Consider the following 22,257-nt stretch of genomic DNA (forward strand, 5'->3'; position numbering starts at 1 on the left):
TTAAATGTTTCACAGCAGTCTTTTGAAAACACCATATTTTCATTCGTCGCGCTGGTCGAGTGTGACCTGTGCCATCATCCATGAAAAAATGGCATGCCTATGAACGATAAATGCGCTTGTGACATTTTATCTTTGAGCGTACCGGGAGTTGAGCGCAACATGTTTGCCACACCCCATCGCAGGAGAGCCGCACAGTGACTTCGAGCCAGACCAATACTGTCATTATCCGTGCCGCCGTTCGCGCCGACCTTGACGGGCTTTGCGCCCTTGAGACCGGCAATTTCGAAAGTGACCTGATCTCGCGAGCGTCCTTCTCGCGCTTCCTGCGGCAGGCCAGTGCGCGCCTCCTTGTTGCGGATGCTGGCGATGCCGATCATCCCGAAATTGTCGGTTATGGCTTGCTGTTGCTGCGCGCCAATACGGTGACGGCCCGGATTTACTCGCTAGCGATCGCAAAAGACTGGCGTGGCAAGGGCTTGGGCACGCAACTTCTGGCCGGGCTTGAAAACCTTGCGATGGATGCGGGGTGCACGCGCATGCGCCTTGAAGTGCGCATTACCAATGAAACTGCGCGCAATCTTTATGGTCGTCACGGCTATGTCCAGATCGCTGATCTTCCGGGTTATTACGAAGATGGTGGCGACGGCATCCGCCTTGAACACGCGCTTTATGATGGCGAAAGCACTGTCACCCCGGCGGTTGCCACCGGTGCGCCACTGATCCTGGTTGACCGTCTGTCGGATCAACGCTTTGCCGTGTCGGGCGCGCGTGTGATGCGGGTGCGCGATTATCTTGCCCTTGATCACGGGGTTCGGAACCGGCGCGTCATCAACCTGTGCCAGTCCTATGAATATCTGTCGCGCGGCTATTATTGCAGCCTTCTGGCCGCAGCCCGTGCAGAACGCGTCATTCCCGAGGCCGATGTTCTTTTGGACCTGAACTGGAAACGTCTGCAGAAAACCGCACGTTCCGAGCTCAGCCCGCAAATCATCGAGGCATTGGAAAAATCCGGCCAAACACTCGATCAGGCGCCGGATCATATCGACGTCTATTTCGGGCGCACGGCGAACAAGAAATTCCGTCAGATCGGCGAACGCGCCTTTGACCAGTTTCGTTGCCCGATCCTGCGCCTGCATCTTAATCCGCAGGACCGCAAGATCCTGCGCGAAATCGAAGCCCCGTCGCTCAATCAGCTTGATGACAGCAACCTTGCCGAGTTCGAGGCAGCCTTGCGTGCCTATCTGCGTGGGCGCGTGCGCAAACAGGGCAACGTCACCCCGCCGACCGCCCTTGTCGCCATTCTGCATGACCCGGACGAAGTCCTGCCGCCGTCCGACAAGGAAGCATTGGCCAATTTCGTGCAGGCCGCATCCGATCTGGGGGCCAAGGCCGAGCTGATTACGGCGAAGGATTTCCATCATCTTTCGGAATTTGATGCGCTTCTGATCCGCGAAACCACCGCCCTTGATCATCATACCTATCGCTTTGCCAAGCGTGCGGTGAAGGAAGGCATTCCGGTAATTGATGATCCGGACTCGATGCTGCGTTGTACCAACAAGGTCTACTTGGCCGAGTTGCTGCGCACGCACCGTATCCCGGCGCCCAAAAGTGCGATTTTTGACAAGCGTCGCATTGCCGAGATCGGCCAGCAGTTCAGTTTCCCGTCGGTTCTGAAGGTGCCGGATGGTTGCTTCTCGCGCGGGGTGCGCAAGGTGAAATCACCAGAACACCTCAATGAAGTTGCGAGCGAGATGTTCAAAAACTCCGAACTTCTCGTCATCCAGGAATATGTCGAAACCACCTTTGACTGGCGTATCGGTGTTCTCGGCGGTGAAGCCATCTTTGCCAGCCGCTACTTCATGGCGCCGGGCCACTGGCAGATCGTCAAACATGAAGATGACGGCAAAAGCTTTGAGGAAGGCGGATTTGAAACCCTGCCCGTCGAACAGGCCCCTGCCGACATCGTCGCCACCGCCCTTGCCTCGGCGCGTCTGATGGGTGATGGCCTTTATGGTGTGGACGTCAAGGAAACGCCGCACGGCCCGATGGTGATCGAGGTGAATGACAACCCGAATATCGATGCCGGGGTCGAGGACGTGGTGCTGGGTATGGATCTATATCGCCGGATCATCGCCCATCTTCTGGGAAAGATCGCGCGGCCATAAGCGGATTGCAGTAGATCGTAGACACATAAAAAGGCCGGGTTTTACCCGGCCTTTTTGTCAATGAAAACAGCAGCTTGCAGCTTGTCGCGGCCATAGCGCGCCATCAGATCAAATTCCTGGCGCAGGATCGGGACTGACAGGCAATCGCTTCCGGTAAAGGGCTCGTGGTCCTCGCCAATATCGGGGTCACTGATATAGACAAAGCGGTCATCAAAGCCCGACACCACCACCCAATGCGGGATCTTGTCACCGTAGATGCGGTACTGGCTGATCAGAACCAGTGCCATCTTGCCTTGTTTGGTGCGCTCTTCGATCTCCGCCACACCAAACGGGCCGGTCGTCACCGGAATACCAGCGTCAGCTGCCTGACGGGCAAAGTCGTAATGCACCAGCTCGACCACTTCACGGTTTTTCGGCTTTCGAACGGTATCGACAAATAAGGGCCCATCGCGACTGCTGAGCACCTCGGCATCAAAGCCGCGTTTGTGTGCCGCAAGCGCCAACCCAAGCGGGCCACAGCCACCATGCCCGGATGTCATAAATATCGTGGTCGCTTCACGCCACAGCGCGATTTCAAGATTGCGATCAAGTTCGATATCCTGATCCAGCGCATTCATCGCCATCATCAGGGCCGCCGGACCACAGGTGAATGGCAGGGTCTGGTGATAGAAATGGATCGGCGATGGCAGGCGCATGGCGTTTGGCACCAGCACCTTTTCCATACGAAGGGCGTTGCTATGATCGGGATAGTAATCCGGATAAAGGGCGAACTCCCGGTAGCCGTTTGCGGCAAACAAGGCGATCGCATCCGGGTTTTTCTGACTGACTTCAAGGCGCAGGATCGGGGCGCCGAAATCAAGGCTGAGTTCCTCGGCCTGCGCGATCAGGGCGCGACCAATCCCCTGCCCGCGTTGATCGGGCAACACCGCCATCGAATAAAGCCGCGCGAGCGCGACATTGCGGCGAAAGATCACCAGCGCATAGCCAACAACCGTTCCACCCCCGATTTCGGCCACAGTCAGACGTGCGGTTTCACTGCCGATAAAGCGTTTGAAGGCGCGCCGGTTCAGGCGATCAACGTCAAAGGACCGGTTTTCAATATCGCACAGCGCATCAAGGTCATCGCTCTTGGCCTGTCGAAATCGGATGTCGGGAAGTGGGTCTGCGTTTGACGTCATACCGGTATCACTTGATAAAACCATGCCAAAGACAGCATGCGCGGACATATCGTCATGAAACGCACAAAAGGAATAGTGCAATTTATGCGATGCTCACTGCGTTTTTTGCACAGCAACGCACCGCATAACCTGCACATTCAAACGGCTTAGCCGCGTGCTGCAATCCGTGGGGCGAGCGGGGCCATATCATAGCCGGCATCAGCCGCGGCCTTGATGATGTCACCTGCCGGCATTTGCCCGGCATTGGCCAGCGACCAAAGAATGGTGCAGCGCGTACCACTGCGGCAATAGGCAAAGACGGGCTTTTCAGCAGCTGCCAGATTGGCGCCAAAGGCATCCGCATCTGCATCGGAAACATTGCCACTCGCAACCGGTTGGAAAATCGCCTTCATACCGGCGGCTTCGGCCTTGGCAGCAATTTCAGAAAAGGAAGGTTGCCCCGGATCTTCGCCGTCCGGACGATTGCAGATGATGGTTTTGAACCCGGCCGCAGCGATTTGGTCAATCGCCTCAAGCGGCATTTGCGGGGATACAGTCAGTTCATCACTCAGGCGTTTCATTTTTATATTCCGTTCGTCGTTGCTGGTCGCCGCGCCCGATTGGTCAGGCATCAACAGCACATTTAAGCAGCATACCGTACAAAGATACGGATGCCAGCATAACGTTCACACAACAACAGATCGAACGGAATATTCCGGTCTCAAACGCCGTTTATCGCCCTATTTCGAAAGCGGGCAGGTTCGCAGACCAAACAGCATGTAAAGCGGGCAGAAGCGCAAAGCCGCAGTCACCAGCATGACAACGCCAGCAGCAATCATCACCCAACCATATACGCCGTAGGCCATGCCACCGTCTTCGGGACCTGCTGAAACAAACGGCAGAGCCAGCAAAACGACACCGGCAATTGCACGTACGAGGCGGTCCAGAGTTCCAACATTTGCCATATATTCCTCCTTGGGAAAGGCTATTGCTTGTCCTCATTACATAACATTATGAACTATTGTTCTTCATTGATAAGAATCAATGCGCCTAACCGTTGGTGCGCAAATTATCCAAACGAATAGAAGAAGCCTTGCCTTTGCGATTTGACCGTGCAAAAAGCGATCAAAATCAAAAACATCAGGGAAATCGTTCGTGTCTTTTCACGTCTTCACCAGCTTGCGTTCAACCGCGAGATACAATGATCTGTCCAAGCAGATCACTAGGCAATTCACGCGATCAACGATCACTGCGTTTCAACCTGTTAAAGCACAGGATGGCATATCGTGATCACCATCCGACCTTTTCAAGATAGCGACGCCCCGGCCCTGATTGCGGTTTTCCATCGCGCGGTTCACGAACTGGCAACGCGCGCCTATGGCCCGGAACAGATTGCCGTCTGGTCGGAACTCTGCCCGACGCCCGAACAGCTGTGTGAAATCATGAATGATGGCCGCGTCACTTTTGTTGCGATCAACGAAAACGACGAACCGGTCGGCTTTACCGATGTTGAAGCCGATGGCCATATCCGGTTTCTGTATGCCAGCCCGGATATCGCTGGCACGGGCCAGGTTCAGACACTTTATGACGCACTTGAAGCCAAGGCCTTGGAGCTTGGCATCGGCAAGCTTTACTGCGAAGCCAGCGAATTGGCGAAGTCGTTTATGCTGAAACAGGGTTTTTCCGTTGTCGAACGGCGTGACTTTGAACTGCGCGGTGTCCCGATCCATAATTACGCCGTTGAAAAACGCTTGCGGCCCAGGACCTGAAGCCCGGCCCGAACATGACAACGCAAACAAAAGGCTGCCCATTGGCAGCCTTTTGTTTGCTTAATCGCGCAATCCACGCCGTGCGGAACTCCGCACACGATCAATAAACAGATCGGCCTGACCGATATAGTTGACCGGATCACGCACCTGATCCCAATCGACCGGCGCGTCAGTCAGTTTCGGAAGTTCGTCAAACAGATTGCTCTGATTGGCCGCCGAGTTGGCAACGGCTTCCTTGACCAGCTTGTCCGCCGCATCGCGTCCAATGTGATCGGCAAGGGCAAATGTCGCGGCCTCTGCCAGCATGGCACCACGCGATAGCTCAAGATTTTGCGCCATCCGCTCGGTATTGATTTTAAGGTCTGGCACCATATCCACCGCCTGTGCCAAGGCCGCACCGGTTGCCGTCATGATTTGCGGCAGGGTCAACCATTCCAGAAGCCAGCTTGCCCCGCAGCGTTCATGATCATGTAGTTGCGACTGGGCAAAGGTGCCAAGCTGCCCGGCATTAAACCGCGCGAGGGTCACCAGCATTTCTGCCTGCACCGGGTTGGATTTGTGCGGCATGGTCGATGATCCACCGCCCTTGCCCGGTTGAACTTCGGCAATTTCGGACTGTGCCAGCAGAACCAGATCCTGCCCCATCTTGCCAAGTGCGCCGGTCAGGGCTGTCAGTTGGCTTGCAAAATCGACAAGTCCATCACGCTGGGCATGCCAGGGCATATCAGCCAGCGGAAGATCAAGTTCCTCGGCCAAGTTGCTTTCGACTTCCGGGGCCTTGTCCCCGATGGAGGCCAGCGTTCCCGCCGCCCCGCCAAACGAAACGCGAAGCAAATCGGAAGCAAGGCTTTCGATCCGGCGATCAATGCGCACAAGTGGTGCCAGCCATCCGGCAGCCTTGAGACCAAAGGTCGTCGGCACAGCCTGTTGCGAACGGGTACGCCCGATCATCACCGTTTTACGATGGGTATCGGCATGGGCCGAAAGCGCCTTGGCGAGCTTGCGAATGCGGCGACGAATGATCGCAATCGCATCGCGCAGCTGCAAAACAAGGGCGGTATCAACCACATCCTGACTGGTCGCCCCGAAATGCACAAAGCGCGCGTCTTCACCGCCAATTTCGGCCTTAAGCGCCTTCACAAGGGCAGGCACCGGCACGCCGGCACTTGCCGTTCCGGCGGCAAGAGAGGCTGGGTCCGGGGTAAAATCACGGCAAACCTCGGCGATGCGAGCGGCACTTTCCTTGGGGATCAGGCCTGCGCGTGCCTCGGCCGCGGCAAGGGCTGATTCAAAAAGCAGCATCGATGAAATCTGTGCCCGGTCTTCAAACAGGGCGGCAATTTCCGGATCGGAAAACAGATTTCCAAGCAAGGCCGAGTCAAAAGGCGAAACGCTCATCAGGGGTCATCCACCGTTCAAACAGGTGTAAATTCAATATGGTCCAGTCTCGCGCCAGCAACCATATTGGTCAATAACGCAAAAAGAAGCCCCTGCCCGTTAACCGGCACAGGGGCAACTTTCAAAAATCAATCGCCATAAGGTTCAGACAGCTTCAAGCGCAATCGCGATGCCCTGACCAACGCCAATGCACATGGTCGCCAGCGCACGCTTGCCACCGCTGCGTTTCATCTGAAGGGCTGCGGTGCCGGTGATACGTGCACCCGACATGCCCAGCGGATGCCCAAGCGCAATCGCGCCACCATTCGGGTTCACGCGTGCATCATCATCGGCAATGCCAAGATCACGAAGCGTCGCCAACCCTTGGGATGCAAAGGCCTCGTTCAGTTCGATCACGTCGAGCTGATCGGTCGACCAGCCAAGGCGTGCAAGAAGCTTTTTGCTTGCCGGGGCCGGGCCAAAGCCCATGATGCGCGGCGCGACACCGGCGGTCGCGCCACCAACAACGCGTGCAATTGGGGTCAGTCCATATTTCTTGACCGCAGCTTCGGATGCGACGATCAGCGCTGCGGCACCGTCATTCACACCCGATGCATTGCCTGCCGTGACCGAACCGCCTTCGCGGAACGGGGTCGGCAGTTTGGCAAGTTTTTCGGCCGTGGTACCCGGACGCGGATGTTCATCCTTGTCCACGACAATTGCATCGCCTTTGCGCTGCGGAATGGTGACCGGGGTAATTTCCGCGGCAAGGTTGCCATTTTCCTGCGCTGCGACCGCCTTGTCCTGCGAACGGGCGGCAAAAGCATCCTGATCTTCGCGCGAGATGTTGAAATCCTCGGCAACGTTTTCGCCGGTTTCGGGCATGGAGTCCACGCCGTACTGTTTCTTCATCACCGGGTTCACGAACCGCCAGCCAATGGTGGTGTCATAGATCTCCGCATTGCGCGAAAAGGCCGAAGACGCCTTTGGCATGACAAACGGCGCACGTGACATGCTTTCAACGCCGCCGGCAATCATCAGTTCGGCTTCGCCCGACTTGATCGCGCGCGCCGCCATAATGATCGCATCCATGCCCGAACCGCACAGACGGTTGACCGTGGTGCCGGTCACCGTTTCCGGCAGACCGGCAAGAAGGGCGGACATACGCGCAACGTTGCGGTTATCTTCACCAGCCTGGTTGGCACAGCCAAAGACGATGTCGTCAACAGCGGCAAAATCCAGATCCGGGTTACGGTCCATCAACGCTTTTAGCGGAATGGCACCAAGATCATCGGCACGCACCTGCGACAGGCTGCCACCAAAGCGGCCAATCGGGGTGCGGATATAATCGCAAATATATGCGTCAGCCATTTCTAAGATCCTTTTTATTGCTCTTACTGCTGGTCCCCATGGGCCTTGGCGGTACGAGCATGCAGTTCACGCAGAACCTGCAATTCTTTCTCGGACGGGATCGCAGTTTCGGCGACTTCGTCGGCGAACTCAACATCCCAACCGGTATTTTCGATGATTTCTTCGCGGGTTACGCCCGGATGGATCGACGTCACAACGAATTGCTTGCCGACCGGATGCGGTTCCATGATGCAAAGATCGGTAATAAGACGCGACGGACCTTTGGTATCGACACCATAGGATGCGCGGTCATCACCGCCCTTGCCATGACCAAGCGATGTCACGAAATCGATCTTGTTCACGAAGCCGCGTTTGCTTTGCTTCATGACGAGGAAGACTTCACCACAGCTGGTCGCGATTTCCGGCGCACCACCGCCTCCCGGCAGACGGACTTTGGGGTTGTCGTAATCACCAATCACGGTGGTGTTGATGTTGCCATACTTGTCGAGTTGGGCCGCACCGAGGAAGCCAACCGAAATCTTGCCGCCCTGCAGCCAGTAGCGGAACATCTCCGGCACGGCGACCGTGTTCACAGCGGTTTCGCAAAGTTCGCCATCACCGATCGACAGCGGCAGGACGTCCGGCTTGGTGCCGATCGTGCCACTTTCATAAATCAGGGTAATGTCCGGCGCATGGGTCAGGCGTGCCAAATTACACGCAGCCGACGGCATACCGATACCAACAAAGCACACATCGTCGTTCTTAAGCGCGCGTGCGGCGGATACCGTCATCATTTCAGTCGGGGTATATTCAACCATGATTTTTCCTCCGCTTAGCCTTTATTTGCTTCACGCTTGGCCGCGAAATCTTCGGGACCGCCATTAATGACATGCTCTTCAATCCAGGCCTGGAACGCTTCGCGATCACGGGCGATCGGATCCCATGCCTTATAGAACGCGTTGTCGCGCTTGTAGTAGCCTTGGGCGTAGGACGGATGCGCCCCGCCCGGCAATTCGACAATTGCCGTTACCGCCCAGTTCGGCAGCATGACAGCGTTTGGCGAGATATCGCCGAAATCATCGACAATCTCTTCGACCGTGATGATCGATTTCTTTGCAGCCAGAACCGCTTCTTTCTGAACACCGACAATGCCTTCAAACAGGACATCGCCCTTTTTATTGGCTTTCTGGGCATGCACAACAGTGACATCCGGGCGGATCGCCGGAACAGCCGCCAGGCTTTCGCCGGTGAACGGGCATTCAATGAATTTGATATTCGGGTTCACACGCGGCAGTTCTGCCCCGCGATAGCCCTTGAACACCGCACACGGCAGGCCAGCAGCCCCCGCGTCATAGGCATTGGCCATCGCCGCGTGGCTGTGTTCTTCGATCTCAAGCTTGGTCGGCCATGCCTTCTCATAGGCATCGCGCAGACGGTGCAGCGAGCCGACACCGGGGTTCCCGCCCCAGGAAAAGACCAGTTTTTTCGCACAACCCGCACCGATAAGCTGATCATAGATCATATCAGGCGTCATGCGGATCAGGGTCAGATCCTTGATACCCTGACGAATGATTTCGTGTCCGGCAGCATGCGGGATCAGATGGGTGAAGCCTTCCATCGAGATGGTGTCGCCATCCTTTACGCAGGATGCGACCGCCTCTTTAAGCGACATGAAACGTGCAACCACGGCAAACTCCTGTGGTATCAATCCAAAACATTACAAATGCGGGGTTTTCACCCCAAAGGAAATTCAGGTCGATGGCTGCGACCGCCGGCTTTCCCCAAAGCAGCGGACGCAGCCATCGCGCCAGATCGACTTACACGTCGAAGAACACGGTTTCCGCGTCCCCCTGCATGTGGATATCGATCCGGTATTCAATCCCCGTCGGGGTTTCGACACGCTTGGCAATCAGGGTGTCGCGACGATCTGCCGGGACTGACTGCAAGACAGGGTCCTTTGCATTCAGCTCAGCTTCATCGTCGAAATAGAAACGGGTAAAGGCGTGAACCAGCATGCCGCGCATAAACACGATCACGTTGACAAACGGCGCACCGGCATCTTCGACGACACCGGGCTTTACCGTATCAAACCAGAAGCGCAGCTTGGCATCCGTGCCGGTGCCGCAACGGCCAAGACCACGGAAACCGGTTTCGGAAACATCAACCGGCTTTTCGCTGTAAACGCCATTGGCGTCAGCCTGCCAGATTTCGATCATCGCATCATTGACCGGGTTGCCTTCGCCATCAAAGACGGTGCCGGTGATGCGGATATGTTCACCGGCCGCATCCGGACCGGCAACGGTCGGATCAGCGATATCGGTGAAGTCGTATGCGTACTGGCCTGCGGTCAAGCCATAGGCGAAATACGGGCCAACCGTCTGTGAGGGGGTTTCACCATAAGCCATGACTTAATTCTCCATCGGGGTGCCGTTGCGTCCACGCAGGACAATGTCGAACTGATAACCAAGGGCAAAGCCTTCCTCGGTCGCCTCAATCGAGAATTTGGCAATCAGGCGTTCGCGGGCTGCCGCGTCCTCGGTACCAAGGAAAATCGGATCAAGATCAAGCAGCGGATCACCCGGAAAATACATCTGGGTGACAAGGCGGGTGGCAAAGCCCGGACCAAACAGCGAGATATGGATATGGTTCGGACGCCAGGCATTGAAGTGGTTGCCCCACGGATAGGCGCCCGGCTTGATGGTATAGAATTTGTAATTGCCCTGATCATCGGTGAAGCACCGACCCGAGCCGCGGAAGTTCGGATCGAGCGGCGCATCATGCTGATCGACCTTATGCACATAGCGACCAGCAGCATTGGCCTGCCAGATTTCAACAAGAATGTTGGGTTGCGGGCGGCCATCGGTATCCATCACACGACCATGCACGACAATGCGTTCACCAAGCGGTTCGCCATTGACGACACCATTTTTGGTCAGATCGAAATCCAGTTCGCGAACGCTTGCCGGGGCAAAGCGCGGACCGGTTCCCTCGCTCACACCCGATTTGATCGCAAGCGGTGCCTGGGTCGGACCACGCAGGATGGTGGACTTGTAACCGGGTGCGATATAGGGGGCGTGGGAACCCCAGTCACGCGGTTTGAAGGTGGACATGTGACTTACTCTCCCTTGGATGCCGCGTCGATCTCGGCATAGGCTTGTTTGGCGATGCGGAAGGCCGTATTGGCGGCGGGAACGCCGGCATAAACCGCAACATGCATCAGGGTTTCACGGATATCATCGCGTGTTGCCCCAGTATTCAAGGTCGCCCGGATATGCATGGCGAGTTCTTCTTCATGACCAAGCCCCGCAAGCAGCGCGATGGTCACGATCGAACGTTCACGCTTGGTGAACGCGTCACTCGTCCAGACACCATTCCAAACATTCTCGGTGATATAGCGCTGAAAACCTTCGTCGATTTCCGTGATGTTCTTGGATGCGCGATCCACATGTGCATCGCCCAGAACAGAACGGCGTGTTTTCATGCCAACGTCATACCGGCTCTCAGACAAGGTTCTTCTCCTTGGTAAATCGGTCGATCAACCGGGTCAGCAATTCCGGGGTTTCGATGCATGGCAGATGCCCGCCCCCGTCAATCAATTCGAATTCGGCACCGGGGATGGCAGATGCCATGGCGCGCACCACATCGGGCGGCGTTGCCAGGTCTTCCGATCCACAGATACATAGGGTTGGAACAGCGATTTTACCCGCCGCACCGCGCAGATCACCGTCGCGCAGCGCAATACAGGTCCCGACATAGCCCTCGACCGTGGTGCGAACCAGCATGTCGCGATACATCGCGGTTTCAAGAACCCGTTCCGCACGGAAAGTCGGCGACAGCCAGCGTTCAATAATCGCATCACCCATCGATGCAATGCCATCGGCCTTGATGGCCTCGATCCGGGCGTTCCAGCTGTCATAATCGCCAAGCTTTGAGGCTGTATCACACAGGATCAGGCCGCGCACACGACCGGGCACAAGTTCCGTCACTTTCTGGGCTATCAAACCACCGACCGACAGGCCGCAAATGATCACCTGATCCAGACCAAGATGATCAAGCAACCCGATCAGATCATTGGCATGCAGCGAGACGTCATGAGGCGCATCGCCAATGCCGGAAAGACCATGGCCACGCTTGTCATAGGTGACGATGTTAAAGCGTTCGGACAACGTACCAACAACATCGTCCCAGATGCGCAGATCCGTACCCAAAGAATTTGCAAAGACCAGTGCCGGACCGTCTTTTGGCCCTGACTGGCTGTAATGAATGTGTGTCCCGTTGACCGGGGCGACTTGCAGACTCATTATCATTTCCACCCTGCTTGTTTGCCCTCACATTCGCAGATGGTTTTGGTTATGTAAAATGAGGAATTGCGTATTTTGCATAACTATATAATTATGCATCAGATCCCCATAAGCACATTCTAAACTGCTGACATATAGGGCTCCATGCTAGATCAACGCATCAAATTTCGTCATCTGACCTGCTTTCTGGAGGTCGCGCGCCAACGCAGTGTCGTCAAGGCCGCCGACACGCTGTCCATCACCCAGCCCGCTGTGTCCAAGACCATTCGCGAGCTGGAAGAACATCTTGATGCCCGCCTGTTTGACCGATCAAAGCGTGGGGTCACCCTGACCGATTTCGGCAAGGTTTTCTTGCGCTATGCCGGGGCCAGCGTCACAGCGCTTCGTCAGGGTGTCGACAGCATCAGCCAGGTGCGCATGCAAGGCGGGCTTTCGATCAATCTGGGCGTATTGCCCACTGTGGCCGCAAGTGTGATGCCCAACGCCATTCGCCATTTCAAAACCCTTAGCCCCGATACCACGGTCAAGGTCGTGGCGGGTCCGAACGTGATGTTGATGGGGCAATTGCGTGTGGGCGAGCTTGACCTTGTGGTCGGGCGATTAGCCGAACCCGATCAGATGTCGGGCCTGTCGTTCATTCATCTTTATTCGGAACACATCTCGCTGGTCGCGCGGCCGGGGCATCCTTTACTCGCCGATAAAAACCCGGATATTACCCGCATTCGCGAATTCACCGTTCTGGTGCCGCCGAAACACGCGATTATTCACCCGACAGTCGACAAGATGCTGATTGCGCATGGCATTGGCGCCCTGCCCGACCGTATCGAAACCGTTTCGACATCTTTCGGGCGTGCTTTCACGCGTGAAACCGATGCGATCTGGATCATCTCGAACGGGGCAGTTGCGTCCGATATTGCCGAAGGGCATCTGGTCGAACTGCCGATCGATACCAGCGACACCTTTGGTCCCGTAGGGCTGACGACACGAATTGATTCGCCGATTTCCCCGCCAGTTGAAATGCTGATCAATGCCGTACGCGAAGAAGCGTCCCGTCATCACAGCGAACAGGCAGCCGCAAAAACATAATCATTTGGTTATGGATATGTGCCTACATATCATTATACATAACCATCACGTACCTATTAGATTGCTCATAAATCGGCATGGCTGAATTGCGTCAAACGCAGGTCATGCGACAAAAAGAACAATAAAAACAACAAGAAAAACAAGAACAATAAATCTTGGAAAACTTCGTACGCTAGATGCGCATCGTGGCTGAAACGCTTGTCGGCGCAATGAACGCGACAAGACGTTCAAAGGAGGAAGAGAATGAAACAGATCACCAAATTGCTTGCCGGTGCTGCTGTCGCGACCATGGTGTCGTTCGGCGCACACGCACAGGAAGTCACCCTGACCGTCCATCACTTCCTGGGTCCGAAAGCACCGACCCAGGCCAAGATGATCGAGCCGTGGGCAAAGAAAATCGAAGAAGAATCAAACGGCCGTATCAAGTTTGAAATCTTCCCGTCCATGTCGCTGGGCGGCAACCCGCCGGAACTGTATCGTCAGGTCCGTGATGGCGTAGCCGACATCGTCTGGACCCTGCCGGGCTACACCCCGGGCGTTTTCCCGCACCTTGAAGTATTCGAGCTGCCGGGCGTTCACCTTGGTGATGCACGCGCAACCAACCTTGCGATGTGGGACCTTAAAGACGAATACGCCGAAGACCTTACCGACGTTCACACCCTTGCGGTTCACGTTCATGCCGGTCAGGCAATCCATCTGACCGAAAAAGACGTTCGCACCGTTGATGACGTCAAGGGTCTCAAGCTGCGCACTCCGACCCGTACCGGTTCCTGGGTGATTGAATCCTGGGGTGCAGAGCCGGTTGGCATGCCGGTCCCGGCCCTGCCGCAGGCATTGTCGCTTGGCGTGGTTGATGGCGGCATGGTGCCGTTCGAAGTTGTTCCGCCGCTGAAGCTTGCTGAAATGATTTCCTATTCCGTTGAAGGCGAAGGCGTGAATTCACGCTTTGGCACCTCGACGTTCCTGTTCGCAATGAACAAGGATCGTTACGAGAGCCTGCCGGATGACCTGAAAGAAATCCTTGACCGTAACTCCGGTCGTGATTTTGCTGCTGAAATCGGCACCATCTGGAATGATGTTGAGGAAGTCGGCAAACGCATGATCAACGAAGGCAAGGGCCAGGTTGTTCAGTTGACCGCAGAACAGAAAGCAACCTTTGATGCCCCGGCAGCAACGGTTGTTGATCGCTGGATCGAAGAGTCCAAATCTGCAGGCTTCGATGGCGCCGCACTGGTTGAAAAAGCCAAAGCCGCCGTTCAGGCCCATACCGAGTAACCTCCGAACGTTACTGGTAAATCTTGTAGGGTCACGTATCATATTGATGCGTGACCCTGTTTTCCCGCGAGAATGTTAGAGATATGAAAAACGTGCTCTACAAGGCCGCTTCGTGGCTTGCCGTTGCTGGTGGCATGCTTGCTTTGCTGATCGCGATTGTGACGATTGTCAACGTCACCGCCTTTGGTCTGGACAAGCTCGCCCGACTGTTCGATGCCAACGTCCCTGCCATCATTGGTTATGAGGACTTTGTCAGCATGATCGTCAGTTCGGCCGCCCTGATGTTTTTCCCTTATTGTCAGGCACATCGCGGTCATGTCGCGGTTGATGTCTTCATCAAAATGTTTCCTGCCTGGTTCTCGCGCGTTGTTGATGCGATTTCCGGCATCCTGATGACCTGTCTGGCGCTGTTCCTTGGTTACATGATGGTCAATGGCCTGATCGAGGTTCGTAGCGACAACACCCTTTCCGCGATTCTGGGCTGGCCGATCTGGCCGTTCTATGTGCCGGGCATCATTTCGATGTTCCTGTGGGCCGCAATTGCCGGAAACCAGATTTTCGAGAGAGAGGCCGATGTCTGAACGTGAATTGATCGGCCTTGGTGGCCTTGCCGTTCTCTTTTTCATTCTTGCCCTGCGTGTTCCGGTCGGCCTTGCCATGGTCGGCGTCGGGATTGGCGGCAACTATGTGCTGAGCCTGTTTTTCCCGTTCCTGCGCTTTGATCCTTACCTGCAGCAGTTCAAATCCCTGCTCTACGGGATTGTGTCGAACTATGAACTTTCGGTCGTGCCGCTGTTTGTTCTGATGGGCTATCTCGCAAGCCAGGCCAACCTGTCGCGAGATCTGTTTCAGGGTGTCAATGCGATGCTCGGTCGCTTCCGTGGCGGCGTTGCCATGGCGGCCATCGGCGCCTGTGCCGGCTTTGGCGCGGTGTGCGGATCGTCGCTTGCGACCGCATCGACCATGGGTAAGGTCGCCCTGCCCGAGCTTGACCGACTGAAGTATTCTCCGCGTCTGGCCACCGGTACGCTGGCGGCCGGCGGGACGCTTGGCATTCTGATCCCGCCATCGGTCGCGCTTGTGATCTATGCGGTAACGGTTGAGGCCTCCATCATTCAGATGTTCCAGGCCGCCATCATTCCCGGTCTGATTGCTGTTCTGTTCTTTATGGCGGTGATTGCCATTCAGGTTCGCCTGAACCCGTCACTGGCCCCGAAGCCCGAACCGATGCCCGCCGCCGAACGCAAGGAAGCCTTGCGGCGCCTGATCCCGGTGATGGTGATCTTTGGTTCGATCATTCTGGGGCTCGGTGCCGGTCTGTTTACGCCGACGCCGGCGGCCGGTGTGGGTGTGTTCGCCATTCTGGTGTATGGCGCCTATATGCGCTGGAAAGGCAAAGGCGGGCTGACCTGGAAGGGTTTGCGTCAGTCGCTTAAGGATACAGCGATTACATCCTCGATGATCTTCTTCATCCTGCTGGGTGCGGAAATCCTCAAGGGCTTCTTCAGCCGTGCGAACCTTCCGGCCTATATGGCAGAAGCCGCCGCCACCAGCGGGTTTGATCCGTGGCTTGTGATGGTTTTGATGTTGCTTGCCCTGATCCTGCTGGGCTGCTTCATGGAAAGCCTGTCGATGATTGTCGTGGTCATCCCGTTCTTCTGGCCGGCCCTTGTTGACATCAATGGTGGTGACTGGGCAACAGCCGCGACCGCCGCCTATGGCATGGGGACCGAGGACCTTAAAATCTGGTTTGGTATACTGGCGCTCATTGTCGTGGAGCTGGGGTTGATCACGCCGCCTGTGGGCTTGAACGTGTTCATCATCAACGCCCTTGCCAAGGGTGTTCCGATGACCCAGACGTTCCGCGGTGTCATGCCGTTCTTTGGCGCAGAGATCATCCGAATTCTGCTGCTGATCTTTGCGCCGATATTAACGCTGTTTGTGCCAACCATCCTTGGCAATTAGCGACGATCAGATGCCTTGCAAAAGCCCGCCCGATATCGTGGCGGGCTTTTCTTTTTGTCAGACCCAAAACCGGCTAAACTGCCCCGACAGGACAACGTGATATCCCATCGCAGATCAGAGAATCCATGCGCAACAACATCCCGATCTACAAGCTTTATGGCGAACGTGACGCGGCGACAAAGCCCGGCGCACACGATGGCTATGATCTGGACCTTTCCAGCACTTCTGATCCGCAACCGATTACGGAGCCGGAATTCTTTCACCTTGAAAGCATCCCGGAACGATCGCGCCTGCATGATCTGCACATCAAACCGCACCGCCATACCAACCTGTTTCAGCTGCTGTACATCACCCGTGGGCAGGCAGAGATCAGCTTTGATGACCAGCACCTCACCATGCAGGCAGGCCGGCTAATTACTGTCCCGCCCGGCACCGTACATGGCTTTAAATTCAGTGATGATATTGATGGTTGGGTGATTTCACTGACCGATTATCACCTGCAGGAAATTCTAAGCCCCGCGCCCAAACTCCTCGCCCGCCTTGATCAGGCGGTCTGTGTTGATACGCGTTCAACATCGGGCGACACCAACGGCCCGGCGGATTTCCTGATATCGCAACTCGCCCAGGAATATTACAGCCACAATACCGGCCGGCTATTTGCCCTGCGCCATATCCTCGGTCTCTTGCTTTTGGGCATCGGGCGCACCGTGCCACAGGACCATTCCGCGCGCCTGTCGCGACAGGAACAAAAGACCGAGAAATTCCGCAAGTTTCAAACGCTGGTCGAAACCTTTTACAAGCAACACAAATCGCTTGATTTCTATGCCCGCGAGATTGGCGTTACTACCACACAGCTTAACCGCATTGCCAAGGACATTTATGGCATGACCGCAAGCGAGGTGGTGCAAAACCGCCTGATGCTGGAGGCCAAGCGCACGCTGATTTATACCGACATCGCCATTCAGCAAATCGCCGATGAACTGGGCTTTCGCGATGCCGGATATTTTTCGCGCTTCTTCACCAAAAAGGCCGGAGTTTCCCCGGCCCGGTTCAGGCTTGATAATCGCTAGTTCGCAGGGCTTCGCAACATATCAAGTGTCAGCCACATGCGCACCTGATCAACCACGCGGCCCGACCGGGTTTTCCAGCCCTTGGCAATGAACTTCTCCTCGCCAAACCCGACCTTGCGATACAGGTTAAGCGCATTGTCATTGCCATCGACAACGTTCAGCCACAGCTTTTCATATTCCGGCGTTTGCGCAATTTTGGCAGCTAAGCTCGATAGTGCCGCCTTGCCAAAGCCCTGCCCGCGTTCAAACACGCCAAACTCATCGACCTTGGGCAAAGTCGTCGCCATCTCGGTCATGTAGACATAAGCCACCGCCTTCTGATCAATGCGAAACACCCAAAGGGCTGTGTCCTTTGATCCGGCCAGCGCCGCACTCAGCGCTTCATCGGGCACACGCGCGATCGCATCATAAAACTGCACATCTTCCATCATCTCGCGAATGCGCAGCAGTTCTTCATCAGTTGGCGTTTGCCAAGTACCGGTAATCATGCGTCTTGTCCTGAATGGCGGGTGGTGGCGTTAGAAGGTGGCAGTGGTAAACAGCCCGTCTGGTTCGGTCAAGCACCACGACACGCCCTGCATGACCCCGGACAAATTGCCATTGCCCATTAAAGCCGCTAAAACCAGCCGATAGCACTGCATTTCAAAAGGCTACACATGCCCGACCACGCCCCCAACACCTTCAACACCTCCAACACCTCCAACACCTCCAACATTCCGGCAACCCGCCCTGCCCCGAATGGCAAAACCGCCATGGTGATCGGTGCCGGTCCGGCTGGCCTGATGGCGGCTGAACGGCTGGCCGGTGATGGATATGCGGTGACGATTTATGAAGGCATGCCAAGTGCCGGGCGCAAGTTCCTGATGGCCGGGAAATCGGGGCTTAACATCACGCATAGCGAAGACCTTGAAACCTTTCTGACGCGCTACGGCACATCGCGCGCCCGGCTTGAACCGCATTTGCGTAAATTCGGGCCCGATCAGATCCGCGAATGGTGTGCGGGACTGGGTGTTGAAACCTTTGTCGGCTCGTCCGGCCGTGTCTTCCCGACCGCAATGAAGGCAAGCCCGCTGTTGCGGGTCTGGCTCAGGCGGCTTGATGATCGCGGCTGCACCATCCATTACCGCCATTACTGGACCGGCTGGAACACCGATGATCAGGCCGTTTTCAAAACGCCCGATGGGGAAGTCACCGCAACCGCCGACATCACCATTCTGGCACTCGGCGGTGGAAGCTGGAAACGCTTGGGCTCAGACGGCAAATGGATGGAAATCCTCACCAATGCCGGGATCAAGTGCAATCCATTCAAACCGGCCAATTGCGGCTTTGAACTCGACTGGACCGACCATCTGATCGACAAATGCGCCGGGTCGCCAGTCAAGGCCGTGACACTCACCTGTGGCGATCAGACAGTGCGCGGCGAGTTCGTCATCTCCAAAACCGGGATCGAAGGCAGCGCGGTCTATGCCATCTCCGCGACACTCCGCGATCAGTGGCTTGAAACCGGTGTTGGCATGCTCACCCTTGACCTCTGCCCCGACCGCAACCTTGATGACGTCACCAAGCGTCTCGCCAAGCCGCGCGGCAAAAACTCACTGGGCAACCATTTGCGCAAAACCCTCGGCCTTGATGCGACTAAAACAGCGCTGATTTTCGAAGTCACCCCGCGCGACACCCTTAACGACCCGGCAGCCCTCGCCACGGCGATCAAAAGTCTGCCGCTTCAAATCAAAAAGCCCCGTCCACTGGACGAGGCCATCAGCACCGCAGGCGGTGTCGCATGGGAAGAACTCGACGAGAACTTCCAACTAATCAATCGCCCCAGCACCTACTGCCTCGGCGAGATGGTGGATTGGGAAGCACCAACGGGTGGGTATTTATTAAGTGGGTGCTTTCTAAAATCAACGTATTGAGTAAACGAACTGAAAGAGAAAATTACATCTTCGGATACACGCTGTGGAGGCAAGAAATAGTTTCCCCAACAGCGTGGAGGTTATCAATCGAACGAGACAATTCATCAATCGAAATCTCACTCTTTATCTTTGCTCTAGTATTAACTGGCTTATTTTCCATAATTTGCGCTCGGATCCTCTCAGCAAGACCTATGGCTTGGTTAAGCTCAGCTTTTGACTCACTCTCACTTTTTGTTCCATCAGCAGCCCAATCCCCCATGGCAGAAAAAATCGAGTATGGTGTCACAACCGCACAATCATTCTTGGCACGAACCATGCGGGACAGCATAGTATTGACACACAAGTCATCAGCATCCTTCAAAACTTGCATGATTTCGGGGGCTATTTCAATAAACGGCGTCCCGATTACGCTGCCTGCAACCGTAACAGATGCAGCTGATTTTTCGCCCTCAACTGCAGCTTGATATCCCGGCCCAAAAACCTGATTGCGAGCATGATATACCTCACCAAGGGCAATATACCCCTTACAGAGCAACTTCTCCTTTAATAGCAATCTGGTTGTAACTTTTTCGCAAAATCTGATGAGGTTTATTAAGGCACAAGGAGAAATTTCAACTGAAACAATTACGCAGTCGGAAATCTGCGTAAGCTTGAAATCAAGGTTTAGCTGCTTTTTGTCACTTTCTGGACAAACCTCAGCACCATCAATTTCGTAGAACCTGCTGTCATGCTCATTTCCCAATAGTGAGACTATTCTTAGGATTTCTGAGGGGGACTTCCCACTTTTAACCAAATCCGAGAACCCAAGAATATCAATGAACGCAACTGCTTTGTTCGAATACTTAACTGAAGTGGTTGTTTCATTTTTAGGCAACGAGCAATTCCCACATTATTTTACAGACAAAAGGGGAGTAGGAAAAAGGAGACAGATTTATTTTCTGCCCAAAACGTCAAGTCACTCCTGCGACCAAGGCTCCAAATCATCTGCATCAACCTTGAAGACAGATGCAATTTTCACCGCAAGCTTCTTTGACAGCGGGCGCGCATCGCGTTCGACGGCACCGATATAGGTTCCGGTCACCCCCACTTTCGCGCCCAATTCTTCCTGTGTCAGATCATAGTACTCGCGATATACGCGCACCGGGTTTTCACCGTCGCTGAGACGCTTGATCACCGCAGCGGGAAAGCGCACACCGTCATCGTGCACCACGGCTTGATCATAGGCTATTCTGTCCAGATCATCTTCTGTCGGTTTGAAGAGTTTTACATATTCATCCCATGGCACGACGGCGAATTCGGGCTTGTCGTCCTTGTAAATGATCTGGTGGGGCGCGTTCATCGCCTGTCTCCTAAAGCTTGTCGTAAACGTCACCACGCGGGCCAACTTTCAGCACGTCAAGAATGATACCATCCTCGGTATAGATCACGCGATATTGCCCAACGCGCAGCCTATGGGCCGAAACGCCCTTAAGCGGTTTTATATCAAGGTCGGTGCGCAGTGGATTTTGTGCGATCAGGTCGATTTTTTGCAAAATACTGTCACGCGTCTTTTTGGGTATTTTGCGCAATGCCTTGCGCGCATCCCTTGCATAGACGATCTGAAGCATCTCACGCACCTCGAACGCAAACTTTTAATAACATACACACAAACAAAAACCAACAAATCTCTGTCGAAATTGGTAGCAGACAACATACACTATTCGGATAATGACACCGATAGAAATACATCTTTTACGTCCAAGCGCCCATAAAAGACATGACCAACCAAAGCAAAGCCCCAAAAGGCACACGCCATCACAAGATGGGGCAAGATTTGCAATGCAACATCGTCTGTGCCTTAATACCCGCCTTCAAACTTCAAAAATCCAAGAATAAAAACAGCGAGGTGAGCCATGACGGGTGCCAGTGATGGCAATTCCAGCAGTGCCGGATATTCTGACAGCGCATCTGATCTGACGCGCATGACAGACGCCGGGCCGGAAGCCCTTGCTGCCTATTACGACAATTGGGCGGGCAGCTATGATGCGGACTTGCCCAAGATGGGCTATGAAGCCCCCAAGCGGGCGGCGGCCATCATGGTTGAACAAGGCGTGCCGTTTGATGCACCGATTCTGGATGCGGGATGTGGCACCGGGTTGACCGGGCTTGAGCTTGCCAAGGCTGGATATAGCGATATTACCGGTATTGATCTGTCGCTTGAATCCCTGCAGGCGGCCGAGGCAAAGGGCGTTTACCGCCACCTTAAAAAGCGCGACATGAACAAGACGCTGGCCTTTGGCGACAATGGCTTTGCTGCGGTCCAGTGCATTGGCACACTGACCTATGTGCGTGAAATCAAGCAGCTGTTTTCCGAGTTCTGCCGTGTGGTGAAACGCGGAGGAATTGTCTGTTTTACCCAGCGCAGCGATCTTTATGACGACGCCTTCACCAAGGCGATCCACGCCACCACCAAGGCCAAGAAGTGGGAGCTGATTTCCCATTCAGAGCCAATGCCCTACCTGCCCAATCACGAAGATTTCGCCGACAAGAAACACATTTTCTATGATGTGTACCGGGTGAAATAGCCCTGCGATCAGGGTTTTACGCCCATCCGCCTAGTGGCAATGAACCGTGCCCGCCTTGCGATCCATATGACAGCATTGGCCGGGTGGAGAACTTTTGCGGCACCCGCCGCCATGCTCAACCGTTTGATCGACAAGGCGCGGCTGCGCGTTTGTGTGTTCCGGCAGAATCACCAAACCGAGTGTGAGTTGTGCTGCAATTGCCAGCGTCATGATTGATTTCATATGCGTTCCTCCCTGTTCCATTCGCGATGATACCACCATCGAC

General features: G+C 55.2%; 25 protein-coding genes. 9 read left to right on the forward strand and 16 right to left on the reverse strand.

Annotated features, from left to right (window positions below; genetic code table 11):
• Window positions 1-194: 194 nt before the first annotated feature.
• Entirely contained in the window at window positions 195-2,165 is a 1,971-nt protein-coding gene (locus UF64_RS01540; RefSeq protein ID WP_052657400.1) for a GNAT family N-acetyltransferase, read from the forward strand.
• A gap of 41 nt (window positions 2,166-2,206) precedes the next feature.
• Here the strand turns inward: UF64_RS01540 and UF64_RS01545 are convergent, their stop codons facing one another.
• The 3 genes from UF64_RS01545 to UF64_RS01555 form a co-directional block, all read right to left on the reverse strand.
• Complete coding sequence (locus tag UF64_RS01545; RefSeq protein ID WP_044826913.1) at window positions 2,207-3,343, reverse strand: peptidase C39 family protein; 1,137 nt, start codon at window positions 3,341-3,343, stop codon at window positions 2,207-2,209.
• 146 nt (window positions 3,344-3,489) lie between these two features.
• Window positions 3,490-3,903 carry a TIGR01244 family sulfur transferase gene (locus tag UF64_RS01550; RefSeq protein ID WP_044826914.1) on the reverse strand — a complete coding sequence of 138 codons (414 nt, stop codon included), beginning with the start codon at window positions 3,901-3,903 and terminating at the stop codon, window positions 3,490-3,492.
• Between the two features lie 159 nt (window positions 3,904-4,062).
• Window positions 4,063-4,287, reverse strand: coding sequence for a DUF2892 domain-containing protein (locus tag UF64_RS01555; RefSeq protein WP_044826848.1), 225 nt, complete (start codon window positions 4,285-4,287; stop codon window positions 4,063-4,065).
• Between the two features lie 321 nt (window positions 4,288-4,608).
• Here UF64_RS01555 and UF64_RS01560 point away from each other — a divergent pair, with 321 nt between their 5' ends.
• On the forward strand, window positions 4,609-5,091 hold the full coding sequence (locus UF64_RS01560) for a GNAT family N-acetyltransferase (protein WP_052657401.1): 483 nt from the start codon (window positions 4,609-4,611) through the stop codon (window positions 5,089-5,091).
• Window positions 5,092-5,151: 60 nt separating this feature from the next.
• Here the strand turns inward: UF64_RS01560 and pcaB are convergent, their stop codons facing one another.
• From pcaB to pcaD, 8 genes are all read right to left on the reverse strand, one after another.
• Window positions 5,152-6,489, reverse strand: a complete 1,338-nt coding sequence (gene pcaB / locus UF64_RS01565) for a 3-carboxy-cis,cis-muconate cycloisomerase (RefSeq protein ID WP_044826849.1) — start codon at window positions 6,487-6,489, stop codon at window positions 5,152-5,154.
• A gap of 144 nt (window positions 6,490-6,633) precedes the next feature.
• Window positions 6,634-7,839 carry a 3-oxoadipyl-CoA thiolase gene (gene pcaF, locus UF64_RS01570; RefSeq protein ID WP_044826850.1) on the reverse strand — a complete coding sequence of 402 codons (1,206 nt, stop codon included), beginning with the start codon at window positions 7,837-7,839 and terminating at the stop codon, window positions 6,634-6,636.
• A gap of 23 nt (window positions 7,840-7,862) precedes the next feature.
• Complete coding sequence (locus tag UF64_RS01575) at window positions 7,863-8,636, reverse strand: CoA-transferase subunit beta (RefSeq protein WP_044826851.1); 774 nt, start codon at window positions 8,634-8,636, stop codon at window positions 7,863-7,865.
• Window positions 8,637-8,650: 14 nt separating this feature from the next.
• Window positions 8,651-9,505 (reverse strand): CoA transferase subunit A, encoded by an 855-nt coding sequence (locus tag UF64_RS01580; protein ID WP_044826852.1) that lies wholly within the window; start codon window positions 9,503-9,505, stop codon window positions 8,651-8,653.
• A gap of 130 nt (window positions 9,506-9,635) precedes the next feature.
• Window positions 9,636-10,223 (reverse strand): protocatechuate 3,4-dioxygenase subunit alpha, encoded by a 588-nt coding sequence (pcaG, locus tag UF64_RS01585; RefSeq protein WP_044826853.1) that lies wholly within the window; start codon window positions 10,221-10,223, stop codon window positions 9,636-9,638.
• A gap of 3 nt (window positions 10,224-10,226) precedes the next feature.
• Entirely contained in the window at window positions 10,227-10,928 is a 702-nt protein-coding gene (gene pcaH / locus UF64_RS01590; protein WP_044826854.1) for a protocatechuate 3,4-dioxygenase subunit beta, read from the reverse strand.
• A 5-nt stretch (window positions 10,929-10,933) separates the two neighbouring features.
• Window positions 10,934-11,326 carry a 4-carboxymuconolactone decarboxylase gene (pcaC, locus tag UF64_RS01595; protein WP_152630574.1) on the reverse strand — a complete coding sequence of 131 codons (393 nt, stop codon included), beginning with the start codon at window positions 11,324-11,326 and terminating at the stop codon, window positions 10,934-10,936.
• Entirely contained in the window at window positions 11,319-12,119 is an 801-nt protein-coding gene (gene pcaD, locus UF64_RS01600; protein ID WP_082049423.1) for a 3-oxoadipate enol-lactonase, read from the reverse strand. The genes pcaC and pcaD overlap by 8 nt, the downstream gene beginning before the upstream one ends.
• 144 nt (window positions 12,120-12,263) lie before the next feature.
• Between pcaD and pcaQ the strand changes: the two genes are divergently transcribed.
• From pcaQ to UF64_RS01625, 5 genes are all read left to right on the forward strand, one after another.
• Window positions 12,264-13,205, forward strand: coding sequence for a pca operon transcription factor PcaQ (gene pcaQ / locus UF64_RS01605; protein WP_044826856.1), 942 nt, complete (start codon window positions 12,264-12,266; stop codon window positions 13,203-13,205).
• A 243-nt stretch (window positions 13,206-13,448) separates the two neighbouring features.
• Window positions 13,449-14,480, forward strand: a complete 1,032-nt coding sequence (locus UF64_RS01610) for a TRAP transporter substrate-binding protein (RefSeq protein WP_044826857.1) — start codon at window positions 13,449-13,451, stop codon at window positions 14,478-14,480.
• Between the two features lie 83 nt (window positions 14,481-14,563).
• Entirely contained in the window at window positions 14,564-15,061 is a 498-nt protein-coding gene (locus tag UF64_RS01615; protein WP_044826858.1) for a TRAP transporter small permease, read from the forward strand.
• Window positions 15,054-16,445: a TRAP transporter large permease gene (locus tag UF64_RS01620; RefSeq protein ID WP_044826859.1), complete on the forward strand. Its 1,392-nt coding sequence runs from the start codon at window positions 15,054-15,056 to the stop codon at window positions 16,443-16,445. The genes UF64_RS01615 and UF64_RS01620 overlap by 8 nt, the downstream gene beginning before the upstream one ends.
• A gap of 125 nt (window positions 16,446-16,570) precedes the next feature.
• Window positions 16,571-17,515, forward strand: a complete 945-nt coding sequence (locus UF64_RS01625) for a helix-turn-helix domain-containing protein (protein ID WP_044826860.1) — start codon at window positions 16,571-16,573, stop codon at window positions 17,513-17,515.
• Here UF64_RS01625 and UF64_RS01630 read toward each other — a convergent pair.
• Window positions 17,512-18,003: a GNAT family N-acetyltransferase gene (locus UF64_RS01630; RefSeq protein WP_044826861.1), complete on the reverse strand. Its 492-nt coding sequence runs from the start codon at window positions 18,001-18,003 to the stop codon at window positions 17,512-17,514. The two genes, UF64_RS01625 and UF64_RS01630, sit on opposite strands and share 4 nt — an antisense overlap.
• Before the next feature lie 168 nt (window positions 18,004-18,171).
• Between UF64_RS01630 and UF64_RS01635 the strand changes: the two genes are divergently transcribed.
• On the forward strand, window positions 18,172-19,428 hold the full coding sequence (locus UF64_RS01635) for a TIGR03862 family flavoprotein (protein WP_082049426.1): 1,257 nt from the start codon (window positions 18,172-18,174) through the stop codon (window positions 19,426-19,428).
• Window positions 19,429-19,450: 22 nt separating this feature from the next.
• Here the strand turns inward: UF64_RS01635 and UF64_RS01640 are convergent, their stop codons facing one another.
• The 3 genes from UF64_RS01640 to UF64_RS01650 all read right to left on the reverse strand — a co-directional run bounded on the left by UF64_RS01640 (window position 19,451) and on the right by UF64_RS01650 (window position 21,035).
• Window positions 19,451-20,302 carry a hypothetical protein gene (locus UF64_RS01640; protein ID WP_044826862.1) on the reverse strand — a complete coding sequence of 284 codons (852 nt, stop codon included), beginning with the start codon at window positions 20,300-20,302 and terminating at the stop codon, window positions 19,451-19,453.
• Between the two features lie 81 nt (window positions 20,303-20,383).
• The gene (locus UF64_RS01645; RefSeq protein WP_044826863.1) at window positions 20,384-20,767 is read right to left on the reverse strand and encodes a helix-turn-helix transcriptional regulator; all 384 of its coding nucleotides are present in this window, start codon (window positions 20,765-20,767) and stop codon (window positions 20,384-20,386) included.
• A gap of 10 nt (window positions 20,768-20,777) precedes the next feature.
• A complete protein-coding gene (locus tag UF64_RS01650) occupies window positions 20,778-21,035 on the reverse strand; it encodes a type II toxin-antitoxin system RelE/ParE family toxin (protein ID WP_044826918.1) in 258 nt (85 codons plus the stop codon).
• Window positions 21,036-21,320: 285 nt separating this feature from the next.
• On the opposite strand from UF64_RS01650, the gene UF64_RS01655 reads away from it, so the two are divergent.
• Window positions 21,321-21,992: a class I SAM-dependent methyltransferase gene (locus UF64_RS01655; protein ID WP_052657403.1), complete on the forward strand. Its 672-nt coding sequence runs from the start codon at window positions 21,321-21,323 to the stop codon at window positions 21,990-21,992.
• Between the two features lie 30 nt (window positions 21,993-22,022).
• On the opposite strand, the gene UF64_RS20700 is transcribed toward UF64_RS01655, so the two are convergent.
• Complete coding sequence (locus UF64_RS20700) at window positions 22,023-22,214, reverse strand: hypothetical protein (RefSeq protein ID WP_044826920.1); 192 nt, start codon at window positions 22,212-22,214, stop codon at window positions 22,023-22,025.
• Between the last annotated feature and the right edge of the window lie 43 nt (window positions 22,215-22,257).

The organism is Thalassospira sp. HJ (assembly GCF_000948415.1).
GTDB lineage: Bacteria > Pseudomonadota > Alphaproteobacteria > Rhodospirillales > Thalassospiraceae > Thalassospira.

Bases quoted from the DNA above. Each gene is read 5' to 3' on its own strand.
- UF64_RS01545 (WP_044826913.1), bottom strand. From the start codon at position 3,343: ATGACGTCAAACGCAGACCCACTTCCCGACATCCGATTTCGACAGGCC.
- UF64_RS01550 (WP_044826914.1), bottom strand. From the start codon at position 3,903: ATGAAACGCCTGAGTGATGAACTGACTGTATCCCCGCAAATGCCGCTT.
- UF64_RS01555 (WP_044826848.1), bottom strand. From the start codon at position 4,287: ATGGCAAATGTTGGAACTCTGGACCGCCTCGTACGTGCAATTGCCGGT.
- pcaB (WP_044826849.1), bottom strand. From the start codon at position 6,489: ATGAGCGTTTCGCCTTTTGACTCGGCCTTGCTTGGAAATCTGTTTTCC.
- pcaF (WP_044826850.1), bottom strand. From the start codon at position 7,839: ATGGCTGACGCATATATTTGCGATTATATCCGCACCCCGATTGGCCGC.
- UF64_RS01575 (WP_044826851.1), bottom strand. From the start codon at position 8,636: ATGGTTGAATATACCCCGACTGAAATGATGACGGTATCCGCCGCACGC.
- pcaG (WP_044826853.1), bottom strand. From the start codon at position 10,223: ATGGCTTATGGTGAAACCCCCTCACAGACGGTTGGCCCGTATTTCGCC.
- pcaH (WP_044826854.1), bottom strand. From the start codon at position 10,928: ATGTCCACCTTCAAACCGCGTGACTGGGGTTCCCACGCCCCCTATATC.
- pcaD (WP_082049423.1), bottom strand. From the start codon at position 12,119: ATGAGTCTGCAAGTCGCCCCGGTCAACGGGACACACATTCATTACAGC.
- pcaQ (WP_044826856.1), top strand. From the start codon at position 12,264: ATGCTAGATCAACGCATCAAATTTCGTCATCTGACCTGCTTTCTGGAG.
- UF64_RS01610 (WP_044826857.1), top strand. From the start codon at position 13,449: ATGAAACAGATCACCAAATTGCTTGCCGGTGCTGCTGTCGCGACCATG.
- UF64_RS01615 (WP_044826858.1), top strand. From the start codon at position 14,564: ATGAAAAACGTGCTCTACAAGGCCGCTTCGTGGCTTGCCGTTGCTGGT.
- UF64_RS01620 (WP_044826859.1), top strand. From the start codon at position 15,054: ATGTCTGAACGTGAATTGATCGGCCTTGGTGGCCTTGCCGTTCTCTTT.
- UF64_RS01625 (WP_044826860.1), top strand. From the start codon at position 16,571: ATGCGCAACAACATCCCGATCTACAAGCTTTATGGCGAACGTGACGCG.
- UF64_RS01630 (WP_044826861.1), bottom strand. From the start codon at position 18,003: ATGATTACCGGTACTTGGCAAACGCCAACTGATGAAGAACTGCTGCGC.
- UF64_RS01635 (WP_082049426.1), top strand. From the start codon at position 18,172: ATGCCCGACCACGCCCCCAACACCTTCAACACCTCCAACACCTCCAAC.
- UF64_RS01645 (WP_044826863.1), bottom strand. From the start codon at position 20,767: ATGAACGCGCCCCACCAGATCATTTACAAGGACGACAAGCCCGAATTC.
- UF64_RS01650 (WP_044826918.1), bottom strand. From the start codon at position 21,035: ATGCTTCAGATCGTCTATGCAAGGGATGCGCGCAAGGCATTGCGCAAA.
- UF64_RS01655 (WP_052657403.1), top strand. From the start codon at position 21,321: ATGACGGGTGCCAGTGATGGCAATTCCAGCAGTGCCGGATATTCTGAC.
- UF64_RS20700 (WP_044826920.1), bottom strand. From the start codon at position 22,214: ATGAAATCAATCATGACGCTGGCAATTGCAGCACAACTCACACTCGGT.